This window comes from uncultured Zoogloea sp. (assembly GCF_937894855.1).
Classification (GTDB): domain Bacteria; phylum Pseudomonadota; class Gammaproteobacteria; order Burkholderiales; family Rhodocyclaceae; genus Zoogloea; species Zoogloea oryzae.
Genome location: NZ_CALAYQ010000017.1, coordinates 22,219 through 33,913, shown reverse-complemented (window position 1 = coordinate 33,913; position 11,695 = coordinate 22,219). Strand labels below are relative to the sequence as shown.

General features: G+C 67.1%; 10 protein-coding genes and 1 pseudogene. 3 read left to right on the top strand and 8 right to left on the bottom strand.

Annotation, left to right across the window (positions count from 1 at the left end):
* Positions 1 to 157: pseudogene (locus tag Q0672_RS01465) on the bottom strand (hydroxymethylbilane synthase); the annotation flags it as partial.
* 188 nt (positions 158 to 345) lie between these two features.
* Between Q0672_RS01465 and ppc the strand changes: the two are divergent.
* Both ppc and ppk2 read left to right on the top strand, forming a co-directional pair.
* The gene (ppc, locus tag Q0672_RS01460; RefSeq protein WP_298618995.1) at positions 346 to 3,108 is read left to right on the top strand and encodes a phosphoenolpyruvate carboxylase; all 2,763 of its coding nucleotides are present in this window, start codon (positions 346 to 348) and stop codon (positions 3,106 to 3,108) included.
* 88 nt (positions 3,109 to 3,196) lie between these two features.
* Positions 3,197 to 4,120: a polyphosphate kinase 2 gene (ppk2, locus tag Q0672_RS01455; RefSeq protein ID WP_298618993.1), complete on the top strand. Its 924-nt coding sequence runs from the start codon at positions 3,197 to 3,199 to the stop codon at positions 4,118 to 4,120.
* 9 nt (positions 4,121 to 4,129) lie between these two features.
* On the opposite strand, the gene Q0672_RS01450 is transcribed toward ppk2, so the two are convergent.
* Positions 4,130 to 5,188 carry a carboxysome shell carbonic anhydrase domain-containg protein gene (locus Q0672_RS01450; protein ID WP_153162650.1) on the bottom strand — a complete coding sequence of 353 codons (1,059 nt, stop codon included), beginning with the start codon at positions 5,186 to 5,188 and terminating at the stop codon, positions 4,130 to 4,132.
* Between the two features lie 89 nt (positions 5,189 to 5,277).
* Here Q0672_RS01450 and Q0672_RS23485 point away from each other — a divergent pair, with 89 nt between their 5' ends.
* On the top strand, positions 5,278 to 5,499 hold the full coding sequence (locus Q0672_RS23485; RefSeq protein ID WP_367179908.1) for a PEP-CTERM sorting domain-containing protein: 222 nt from the start codon (positions 5,278 to 5,280) through the stop codon (positions 5,497 to 5,499).
* Here the strand turns inward: Q0672_RS23485 and Q0672_RS01445 are convergent.
* From Q0672_RS01445 to Q0672_RS01420, 6 genes are all read right to left on the bottom strand, one after another.
* Complete coding sequence (locus Q0672_RS01445; RefSeq protein WP_298618990.1) at positions 5,433 to 6,644, bottom strand: hypothetical protein; 1,212 nt, start codon at positions 6,642 to 6,644, stop codon at positions 5,433 to 5,435. The two genes, Q0672_RS23485 and Q0672_RS01445, sit on opposite strands and share 67 nt — an antisense overlap.
* Before the next feature lie 36 nt (positions 6,645 to 6,680).
* Complete coding sequence (locus Q0672_RS01440; RefSeq protein WP_298618988.1) at positions 6,681 to 8,474, bottom strand: hypothetical protein; 1,794 nt, start codon at positions 8,472 to 8,474, stop codon at positions 6,681 to 6,683.
* Positions 8,471 to 9,481, bottom strand: a complete 1,011-nt coding sequence (locus Q0672_RS01435) for a glycosyltransferase family 2 protein (RefSeq protein WP_298618986.1) — start codon at positions 9,479 to 9,481, stop codon at positions 8,471 to 8,473. Before Q0672_RS01435 ends, Q0672_RS01440 begins: the two co-directional genes overlap by 4 nt.
* On the bottom strand, positions 9,478 to 9,885 hold the full coding sequence (locus Q0672_RS01430) for a GtrA family protein (RefSeq protein ID WP_298618984.1): 408 nt from the start codon (positions 9,883 to 9,885) through the stop codon (positions 9,478 to 9,480). The genes Q0672_RS01435 and Q0672_RS01430 overlap by 4 nt, the downstream gene beginning before the upstream one ends.
* A 141-nt stretch (positions 9,886 to 10,026) precedes the next feature.
* A complete protein-coding gene (locus Q0672_RS01425) occupies positions 10,027 to 10,998 on the bottom strand; it encodes a hypothetical protein (protein WP_298618982.1) in 972 nt (323 codons plus the stop codon).
* On the bottom strand, positions 10,983 to 11,594 hold the full coding sequence (locus Q0672_RS01420; protein ID WP_298618980.1) for a hypothetical protein: 612 nt from the start codon (positions 11,592 to 11,594) through the stop codon (positions 10,983 to 10,985). The genes Q0672_RS01425 and Q0672_RS01420 overlap by 16 nt, the downstream gene beginning before the upstream one ends.
* Between the last annotated feature and the right edge of the window lie 101 nt (positions 11,595 to 11,695).

Here is an 11,695-nt window from a genome sequence, read left to right as displayed (position 1 = left end):
CGAGGATCTGGTCGCCGCGGGTGGTCATGCCCAGCAGTTCGACCTTGCAGGACGGGTAGAGGGCTTCGAGGCGGGCCTTGACGTGCTCGGCCTGCCACAGGGCGAGGCGGCTTTCACGGGTGGCGATGACGATGCGGTCGGGCGTAGGGGCGCTCACGGTATTCGGGCTCGGCAAGGGTTGAGGGGTGGTTCGGGGATGGACAGCGGCGGCCTTGGACGGCAATCTGCAGCTTCTGCAGTGCAGCATCAGGGTTGCCACCTATGGCGGTCATCCGGGCCGCGATTCTAGCATGGCCCCCTGCTGCGCCTCCCGCGCCGACCGCAACCGACTGGACAGGATTTCCGATGAGCGAACACAACAAGAGCGACGACAAAGACCTCCCCCTGCGCGACGACATCCGTCTGCTCGGCCGCATTCTCGGCGACACCGTCCGCGCCCAGGAAGGCGAAGCCGTGTTCGATCTGGTCGAGGCGATCCGCCAGTGCTCGATCCGCTTCCGCCGCCACGAAGACCACGCCGCCCGCCGCGAGCTGGAAGCCACGCTGGATTCGCTCTCCCGCGACCAGACCATCGACGTGGTGCGCGCCTTCAGCTACTTCTCTCACCTCGCCAACATCGCCGAGGACCAGCACCACATCCGCCGCTCCCGTGCCCACCAGATCGCCGGCTCCGCGCCCCGCGAGGGCAGCCTGGCCCACGCCCTAGCCCGGGCCTTCGACGCCGGCATGGGCAGCGCCGAACTCACCGCCTTCTTCGAGACCGCCAACGTGGTGCCGGTGCTCACCGCCCACCCGACCGAAGTCCAGCGCAAGAGCATCCTCAACTGCCAGATGGTGATCGCCCGCCTGCTCGACGAGCGCGACCGCATGCAGCTCACCCCGGAAGAGCAGGAGGCCAACGACGAAGCCCTGCGCCGCGCGGTGCTCACCCTGTGGCAGACGCGCATGCTGCGCACCGAGAAGCTGTCGGTGATGGACGAGGTGACCAACGGCCTGTCCTACTTCGACTACACCTTCCTGCGCGAGCTGCCGCGCCTCTACGCCAACGTCGAGGATCGCCTCGCCACCCGCGACCGCAGCTGGGGCGCGCTGGAGCTGCCCAATTTCATGAAGGTCGGCAGCTGGATCGGCGGCGACCGGGACGGCAACCCCTTCGTCACCGCCGAGATCCTCGAGAAGGCGCTGGCCGTGCAGGCCGAGAAAGTCCTCACCTACTACATGGACGAGGTGCACACCCTGGGCTCGCAGCTCTCCATCGCCCAGGGCCTGGTGAGTGCTTCCGACGCCCTGCTGCGCCTCGCCGAAGCCTCGCCGGATGGCTCGCCGCACCGCTCCGACGAGCCCTACCGCCGCGCCCTCACCGGCGTGTATGCGCGCCTCGCCGCCACCTACGCGCGCCTGCTCGGCCACCAGCCGCCGCGCCATGCGGTGGCCCCCGCCGCGCCCTACGACAGCCCCGACGCGCTGGCCGACGAGCTCGAAGTCATCCACCGTTCCCTCACCGCCAACGGCCTGGGCAGCCTTGCCCGCGGCCGCCTGCGCATGCTGCGCCGGGCAGTGTCGGTGTTCGGCTTCCATCTGGCGCCCATCGACCTGCGCCAGAACTCCGACGTGCACGAGCGCGTGGTGGCCGAGCTCATCAAGTCCATCGACCCCGCCCGCGACTACCTGGCGCTGGACGAAGCCGGCCGCATCGAGATGCTGCTCGAAGAGCTCGCCACCCCGCGCCTGCTCGCCTCGCCGTGGCTGGATTACTCCGACGAGACCCGCGGCGAGCTGGCGATCTTCCGCGCCGCCCGGGCCGCCCACCTGCGCTACGGCAAGGCCGCGGTGCCCAACTGCATCATCTCCAAGACCGACGACGTCTCCGACCTGCTGGAAGTCGCCGTGCTCGCCAAGGAAGCCGGCCTGCTGCGCCCGGCTGAAGGCGTGCTCGACGTGAACATCATCCCGCTCTTCGAGACCATCGGCGACCTGCAGAACGCCGCCGGGGTGATGGACCGGCTGTTCGCCATCCCCGCCTACATGGCGCTGCTGGAATCCCGCAAGCTGGAGCAGGAGGTGATGCTCGGCTACTCCGACAGCAACAAGGACGGCGGCTTCCTCACCTCCGGCTGGGAGCTCTACAAGGCCGAGATCGGCCTCGTAGACACCTTCGCCCGCCACAACGTGCGCCTGCGCCTGTTCCACGGCCGCGGCGGCTCGGTGGGCCGTGGCGGCGGCCCCAGCTACCAGGCGATCCTGGCCCAGCCGGGCGGCGCCGTGCAGGGCCAGATCCGTCTCACCGAACAGGGCGAGGTCATCGCCTCCAAGTACGCCAACCCCGAAGTCGGCCGCCGCAACCTGGAGGTGCTCGCCGCCGCCACGATGGAAGCCACGCTATTCGCCCCGCGCGATCCGGCGCCCCGCCCCGAATACCTCGAGGCGATGGACGAGCTCTCGGATGCCGCCTTCAAGGCCTACCGCAACCTGGTGTACGAGACCGACGGCTTCGAGCGCTACTTCTGGGAATCCACCGTGATCTCGGAAATCGCCGCCCTCAACATCGGCAGCCGCCCGGCGTCGCGCAAAAAATCCACCGCCATCGAAGACCTGCGGGCGATCCCGTGGGTGTTCAGCTGGGCCCAGTGCCGGCTGATGCTGCCGGGCTGGTACGGCTTCGGCTCGGCGGTGCAGGCCTACATCGCGAAGCACGGCGAGGCCGGCATGGCGCGCCTCTCGGCGATGCACAAGGAGTGGTCGTTCTTCGCCACCCTGCTCTCCAACATGGACATGGTGCTCGCCAAGAGCGACATCGCCATCGCCAGCCGCTACGCCGATCTGGTGAAGGACAGCGCCCTGCGCGAGGCGATCTTCCCGCGCATCGAGAAGGAGCACGCCGACACCCTGGCGGCCCTGCTGACGATCACCGGCCAGCAGGCGCTGCTGGACGCCAACCCGCTCCTCAAGCGGTCGATCCACAACCGCTTCCCCTACCTCGATCCGCTCAACCACGTGCAGGTCGAACTCCTCCACCGCTACCGGGAAGGCCACCAGGACGAGCGGGTACAGCGCGGCATCCTGCTGTCGATCAACGGCGTGGCGGCGGGGCTGCGCAACAGCGGCTGAGCACGGCCTCCGGTCGACAAGGTGCAATACAGCCGGTGCAGGCTAGCCCCTGCAACCGGCTTTTTTGCGCACTCTGACCAGAGACCCCATGGACAATCAGGAAATCGGCGACCTGCACCGTCGCCTGGAACGCGAACTCCTCGACAGCTACGACGAAGAGCTCGAGCTGGAACTCGACGACCGTCGTTTCGAGGAAATCGGCAGCGGCACGGCGCACCCACCCACCGACGAGGAGAAGGCTCAGCGCCAGCGCTATTTCAAGGAGCTGCTGCGCCTGCAGGGCGAGCTGGTCAAGCTGCAGGACTGGGTGGCCACCACCCGGCACCGGGTGGTGATCCTCTTCGAAGGCCGCGACGCCGCCGGCAAGGGTGGCGTCATCAAGCGCATCACCCAGCGCCTCAACCCCCGGGTGTGCCGGGTCGTCGCCCTGCCCGCCCCCAATGACCGGGAACGTACCCAGTGGTACTTCCAGCGCTATGTTCCGCACCTCCCCGCAGCAGGCGAGACGGTGCTGTTCGACCGCAGCTGGTACAACCGGGCCGGCGTGGAGCGGGTCATGGGCTTCTGCTCCGACGACGACTACGAGGAGTTCTTCCGCTCGGTGCCCGAGTTCGAGCGCATGCTGGTACGCTCCGGCATCCAGCTGATCAAGTACTGGTTCTCGATCACCGATGAGGAACAGCACTTCCGCTTCCTGTCACGCATCCACGACCCCCTCAAACAGTGGAAGCTGAGCCCCATGGATCTGGAATCCCGCGCCCGCTGGGAGAAATACACCGAGGCCAAGGAGATCATGCTGGAACGCACCCACATCCCCGAAGCCCCCTGGTGGATCGTCCAGGCCGACGACAAGAAGGCCGCCCGCCTCAACTGCATTCACCACCTGCTGGGCGAGATCCCCTACGCCGAGGTCGAGCGGCCGCTGGTGGATCTGCCCGAACGGGTGAGGCACCCGGACTACGTGCGCCACGAGGTGCCGCCCGAGATGTTCGTGCCGGACTACTTCCGCTGAAGGCGAGGCTCAGTCCAGCACCTCCAGCCCCCGGGTGGCCCAGTTGAGCACGGCCGAGTGCACCGTCATCCGGGGCGCCAGATCGGGCAGATCGCGGCGGATCACCTCGGCGGCAAAGTGGGCCATGAAGCGCGCCTTGAGCTCGGCCCGGGCCCGGTCCGAGCCGATGTCCTGATAGGGGGAGGACGCCAGCAGCAAAAAACCGTCGTCCGGAATGCGCCCCTTGTGCATGTTGGACGCAATGATCGCGCCGGCCTTGCGGATGGGGTCGGCGAGATCGGGGCTGTAGGGGCCGATGATCAGCGCCAGGTTGGGGGCATGCAGGAAGTCGAAGCCGCGCCCCACGCAGATCATCCACTCCCGGTGTTCGATGTCGAGCTGTCGGTCAAGCTTGCGCACCTCGGCCACGTGGGCGACATTCCCCGCCACCAGCCGGGCCAGATCGGCCAGCATCGCACCCGGCATGTCCGGAAACAGGGGCTGCAGGCGCGCCCGCAGGCTGGCCTCGGTTTCGTCGGCCCCCAGGGTGGACACATCCAGGGTTGCCCCCCCGGCCCCGTGCAGCACCAGCGCGTCCTCGTCGGTTTCGAAACCGCAGACCAGGGGATAAACCGTGGCATGCCCCCGCCCGAACACGTGCTCCACCTGGCCCTTGACGCCGAACACGTGGGCGATGGCCTGGTCCGTGTGATAGTTGAAGCCGGCGCAGCAGCGGTGGGGCTCGCCCCGGGAGAAGTGGTAGGTGATGAACATCAGCACCCGCTGACCACTGCGCACCCGGTCGTGGACGTAATGCTCGATCACCTCGCCCAGGTGCGGCCACCCCAGATCAAAGAAGCCTCCCAGGTTGCGGAAGGGCTGGATGATGCCGGGCGGGGTGTTGGTGGCGATGGGAATGTTGATGCGTCCGTCCATGCACTTGAGCACGGCGATGGCGGTGGGATGCCGCGCCCGATGGCGCTCCCGGGCCATGCTGGCCTCCGGGTCACAGTAAGCCGCCGAGTACCGGCGTGCCACGTCGTAGAGCCAGTCGATGCGTTCGCCGATGGGCTTCCGGTGGATGCTCATGATGTCTCCCGCCTTGTTTTCTTGTAACGGGGAAGGTGCATCACCCCCGCCGCCAGGTCAACGGCACGCAGCTCACCTTCAGCAGCGCCATGCCCGAGCCGGCCACCGCGGCCCTCGCCGCCCTCGGTCTGGCCGGCCTGGGCGCACTCCGCCACCGCCGCGCCCGAGCGATCCGCAAGACCACAAAACAGAACGGCCAGGCGCGCAAGCCTGGCCGTTTTGCTTTGATCTGTCGCGGTGCCGCTCAGACGCCGATGGCGTTCCTCACGTCGCGGATGAAGGGCTTCACGTCCTTCAGGCTCCACACGTAGTAGCACACTGACGGGCGCAGAAAATCGCCCACGAAGCGCAGCACCTCGTGCACCGGACGCACCTGGAAGGTCCGGTCGCGGATCAGCCCCGGCTGCAGCAGGATGCGCCGCAGCCGCTTGATCTCGGTGGCCACCATCCGGCAGCGCAGGTTCTCGCGCAGGGCCGGCAGGCTGGGCATCACGCCCTGCCCCTGCAGGCTGTAGGCCAGCAGGCCGAAGCCGGCGCCGCTGTACATGGCGAGGGGGAAGCTGCCCCAGAAGCGGCCGTTCACCTCCATCAGCACCGCGCGGCCGGAGGCCGGGTCGTAACGGTACTCGACCATCGCCACGCCTTCCCAGCCGATCGACTGGAGCAGGCGGATGGATTTCTCCTGCAGATCCGTGAACTGATCCAGCGGCACCCCGTCGCACACGCTGGAGAACCCGCCCTCGGGTGGCCACTCGGCCACGCGCAGGTGCTGAAAGCGCCGCACGGCCTTGCCTTGGTGCATGAAGAAGAACTGACCAAGGCCCACGCCGGGGCAGTATTCCTGCACCAGCGGCCACATCTCCACCGGCCGGTAGCGCTCGGCGGCGCGCAGGAACTCGTCGGCGGTATAGACGTATTCGGCCTTCACCAGCTCGATGCCCGCCGCGTGGAGCGCCGGCGCCACGCCGTTGGGGTCGGACCACTTGAGCACCGCGGGAAAGGGGAAGCTCGCCGCTACCCGCTCCACGTCGGCCCAGGTGGCCGGGCTGGCGCTCTTCGGCACGTCGATGCCCACCGCCGCGGCGGCTTCGAGGGTGCGGCCCTTGTCGAGCACGATGGCGAAGGCGTCCTTCGAGGGCAGCAGCGGGGTGATGACGCCGAGCCTGTCGCGGTTTTCGATCAGCCAGGTGGTGTTGGCCTCGGAGACGGTCAGCAGATAGCCCGCGCCGTAACGCTCGCCGATGGCGCGCAGTTCGGCCAGGCCGGCATCGGTGCGCGGCTTTTTCAGGATCTCGCCGTGGGTGAGATAGCGCGACTGCAGGCCGATGGCCTTGTCGCCCGTGGCGATGCCGATCACCGGCACGCCGGCCTCGCCCAACTCACGGACGAGGCTCAGGCCAATCTGCGTCTCGATGCCCAGCACGTAGCACGGCGGGCGGACTTGCTTGTCGGTCATTCGGGATACTCGTTGAGACGGGCGCCCAAAACGGGCTCAGCGGCGCACTCTGCCAGCAACGGCCAAGGCAATCAACACACCGAGGGATGCCATCGAAATCCAGCGGGCCCGCTCGAAAAGCGGCGTTTCGGTCCAGATCAGGCGCACTTCGTGGGGGCCGGCGGGAAGATCCACCTGCATCAGCCCGTTTTTGGCATCAAACTGCGTTGGAACCGGCTGTCCGTCCCGCTCCAGTGCCCACATCGGGAAGTAAAACACCGGCAGATGCACGGTAGTGTCGGCCAGCGCCTCGATTTTCCATGTGACGGTGTTGGCCACGTGGTGCGCGGGGCCGCAGCGGGCGCCATCGTTCTGACATTCCTTTTCAAAACCGGCCACGGCGTAGTCCACCCAGGCCGGCGGCGCAAAGCGCGTGAGGTATTCCGACGTGCCCCGGAAGGCCCCGGCACTGAAGGGTAGCGCCTCACAGGCCGCAGGCTCGAGATCGCAGCGGAAACCGCCATTCGGCGTGCGCTTCCACTGGGCCAGGTGGGCAAAGGTGTATTCATCCTTGACCACCGTGGACGGCAACGGGCCACCGTCAAGATAGGTGGCCTTGGCGGCGATCAACAGGCCCAGAACACCAATGGCCAGCACCGACCGCACCAGGCCGGCCGCCCAGCCCCGTCGCCCGACGTTGCCGGCAACCTGGGCGGCCACCACGCCGATGACGATCACCATCACATAGCCCACCGAGAGAAAGCGGTAGGGCAGCTGGATGCGCAGCAGCGGCCATTCGAACGTCCACAGCGGGTACGACAGCTCCGAGGCAAAGAACACCGCGGTGCCCAGCACCAGGAACAGCCGGATCAGCAGCGGATTGGCGGGCTGCCCGGCCCCGGCCCGCAGGCGGAACAGGAACCAGCCCTCGACGACCACCAGCGCCAGCACCGGCACCGCCAGCGGCCACTGGAAGGAGAACCACTGCACCCCGTTGATGAGCGCCGAGAAGGTTGGCCAGGCAAAGGCCTGCAGGATGTGCGGCCCCGTCCAGCCCTCCACGTTGATGAGCGACGTGGAACCCAGCGCAGGCAGCAGATAGAAGGCGCCCAGCCCGAGCCCGATGGCCACCGTGCCCGCCCACGCCAGCAGCCGCCTCACGATGCCGGCAAAGCTCACCCCACCCCACGCGGCCGGGGCGACCAGGACCGCCGCCGAATACGAAATCAGCATCACCAGGGTGCTCATGGTGTGGCCCACCACCGCAATGCCCAGCGCCGCCGCGGCCCACAGGTTGATGCGCTCGAACGAGGCCTTGGGGCGGAACATCGACCACAGCAGCATGCCGTGGGCCGCGTAGCCCACCGACGCCCACGCGAAGCCCTGGAACTTGTAGTGCAGCATCACCAGGAAGGGGTTGGCCGAGGCGGCAAACGCGGCTACCAGCGCCAGCCGGTTCGAGGTGTAGTGGCGGCAGGTGAGGTAGATGAAATAGCCGAACACCGCATTGCTCAACACCTCCACCACGTGCATGGCGCCCCAGGTGCCGAGGCCCGTCAGGGTGAGCAGCGCGGTGAGCAGGTAGTACAGCGGCGAATAGAACACGAAGACCGGCTCGCCCAGCCCGTAGCGGGCGAAGAAGGTCCATCGCGGGTACAGCCAGCCTTCGGCAAAGCGCTGGGCGTATTCCTTGGCCCAGTGGTAGTGCAGGTAGAAATCGAAGTTCGGGTCGCCGGTGTGCGACCCGAAATGGGGGAAATGCAGCACCAGCGCCAGCGCGAGGAGCAGCCCGAAGGCGATCACGCCCTGCCGGAGGCTCATCGGCGCCGGGGCCGAAGGGGAGTAGATCATTCACCATCTCCAAAATCGCGGCCGCCGGCGATCACCAGCGGCGGACGCTCGCCGCCACCGCCGTGGGGCGGGTGGAGTCGCGGACGGCGGATGATGAACATCGGCCGCTGCTTCTGTTCGTCGTACATGCGCGCCAGGTAGATGGAAATCACCCCCAGCGCGGTCAGGATCATGCCGCCCAGCATCACCTGCACCGCGATCACGGTGGTGAAGCCGATTGCCGCGGTGCCGGTGAAGTAGCGGTAAAGCGTCTGGATGAGCAGCAGCGTGCCGAAGCCCACGGTGGCAAAGCCCACGTAGGCCACCGCCACCAGCGGCAGCGACGAGAAGGCCAGCAGGTTGCCGAGGGAATAGCGGATCAGCCCGCCCAGCGACCACTTGGTGCTGCCGATCTCGCGCTCCTGCACGTCGAACTCCACGTCGGCGACCCTATAGCCGACCCACGTGACCATGCCGCGGAAGAACCGGTTGCGCTCGGGAAACTGCAGCAGGGTGTTGACCACCTGCCGGTCGAGCAGCTTGAAATCGCTGGCCCCCGCCATGTCGCCCCCCACCGCGTGGCTCATCAGCCCATTGAAGATCGCCGCAAACTTGCGGTAGAGCGCCGGCTCGTGGCTGCGCCGCCGCTTGCGGCCATTCACCACGTCGAAGCCTTCGCGCCACTTGGCGAGCATCTCGGGCAGGGCTTCGGGCGGATGCTGGAGGTCGGCGTCCATGAACACCACGCATTCACCGGTGGCCACCGCGAGGCCGGCGGCCAGGGCGGCCTCCTTGCCGAAATTGCGCGAGAAATTGACCGGCACCACATCCGGACGATGCCGGGCGATGTCGGCCAGCACCCGCTCGGTGGCGTCCCGCGAGCCGTCGTTGACGATGACCAGTTCGGCGCGGACGTTCAGCGGCGCGAGCACCCGGTCGAGCGCCTCGACGAAACGCGGCAGCCCGTCCGCCTCATTGAAGGCCGGCACGACCACCGACACATCGATCCTGTCCGCACCGAGCTTCATCGGAACACCTTACTGAGGCAGAAGTAATTGAAGGCCACCATGACCACCTCGGTGCCGAGCTTGGCCACCAAAAGGTTGTCGATCAGCGCGAGCAGCCCCACCAGCACCAGCGGCGAGATGGAGATCGTGATCACCGTCACGAGACCGTAGAGCAGCGCCTGGCGCAGGGGGACGGCCGCGCCCTTGCCCCCGTTGCCGAACGAAAAATACTTGTGCCCGAAAAACCCGGCCACCGCCCCGGCCGTCCGCGCCGCCAGCTGGGAGAACGCCGGCGCCACCATGAAGACCCTGGCCAGCACGAAGAACACACACATGTCGAGCACCAGCAACCCGACGCCGGTCAGGGCGTAGCGGGCGACCCTGGCCCGCCGCCGGTCACGCAGCAGCGGCGCAGGCCCGGTCACGAAGGGCTCCGCGCAGATGACGTCCGCGCCGGACGTTGGCGAAAGGCTGGTTTCATGGCACACCACGGGCTGGATTCAACAGATCGCCCGTTCCGCTCGGCCAGGCGCTCAGGCGCGGGCTGGGCGGACAGGTGACCGACCTCAGCCAATAAAACGCCGCGCAGCCTGCTCGCCAAAACGCCACAGCGTTGCCGGCAGGCCAACGGAAGGCAACGACACCTTCTGCGAGTTGGCCTTGAATGTTGGCAGCATAGCCGTGGTCGAAACAGTAAATTCGTCACGCCGCGCCGCCAAAAGTTTGCACAATTTTTCAAACCGGCGCACGACGATACCATCCGGACTGCTTCGTCCCTGTTTCAGCATCTCGAAATTGTGGGACAGCAGCACAAAATGGCCGATGCCCAGCGCGCGGGTCGATTCCAGCGCGCCTTCCAGCTCAGCCACGCTGCAGCTACCCAGCTGGGCCGGACGCAGGCGTCCGGTGCCGTCGCGGAAAATCGTCATCGGCACGCTCTTGACCGCCCCGATGCGGCTGGGCTGGAGGAAATCCGCCTGCCCGCGCAGGTCGGGCGCGCTGTCGGCGCTCACCTCGTTGAGGCTGAAATCCAGCCCCAGCCCGCAGGCCTCGAGGGCGCGGAAGGTGTCGGCGCTGGCGGCAAAGCTGCCGGCGCGAAAGGCGATCGGGTGACAATCCACCTGGGCCATCAGGTCGAGCCCCTTGCGGATCAGGATGGTCTGCTCTTCCAGCGTGTAATAGGCCAGATGCTGGCGCTTGCGGTTGGCGCCGGGAAACGGCAGCGGCCGCAGCTCGTCCGACCATTCCGGGTGAAGATGCAGCTGAACATCATGACCGCCCGCGCGGATCAGGTCGACGATGGTCGCCAGATGCTCGACGCCAAACCGGGCAGCAAACAGCGGCTCGACGAAGAACACGCCTTTCAGGCCGTTACGGTCGAGGATCTCGAGGGTTTTCGGCAGCGCGTAGTCGCCGGCCGACGAGCGGCCGTACACGTAGCGCTCGAAGCTCGCCGGAAACTTTGCGTCGAGATCCTTCCAGCCTCCACACCAGACTTCGATGTCGAAGGTCAGGTAGACCTTTACCGGGTCAGGCATGGGCTTTCCCCCTCGCGCAGCTCCTCGATCAGATTGGCCACGGCGGAGTGGATGATCGCGAAGCAGGTCCGGAAATACTGGTCAGTGTGCAGGTGCGGATCGTGGATGTGGATGCGGTGGGGGCGCGACCAGTGCCCCAGCAGGGCGATGGCGTCGGCGGGAATGCCGCGACGGATCAGTTCGTGGGCGTGGCGGACTTCCATCGCCAGCAGCAGATCGCCGGGCTGGTATTTGAAGTCGGTGAAGTTGGTGGCCCGATGGGCGGTGAGATCAAAGCCATACACCGGCGCCGCCGCAATGGCCTTCTCGAAGGCCGGCGCACCGGTGGTGGTGGACAGCCCCAGCGACGCCACCCGGGCGCCGTAGCCCTCGGCCACCACGTGGCCAAAGGCGCTGCGGTTGATGTTGCCCAGGCACACGAAGACCAGCCGCTTCACCGCCTTCGGGCGAATCTGCACGAAGGGGCCGAGACGTCCGCCGAGAAACTCGAGCTCGCCCAGGGCCAGCCGCACGAAGCCGCGGAAAGTCCCGAAACTGACATCGATCAGCGAGGCGAGCCGTCCGGAGAGACTCGGGCTATAGACCAGCTTTTCCACTCTTTCACCACCCGTATTTAATGGACATGAGGTGTCCGCTTGCGTGAGCGTAACAACACTTCATCGACAAATGAAACCGTCACGCGCCGTGGAAGCCGGCT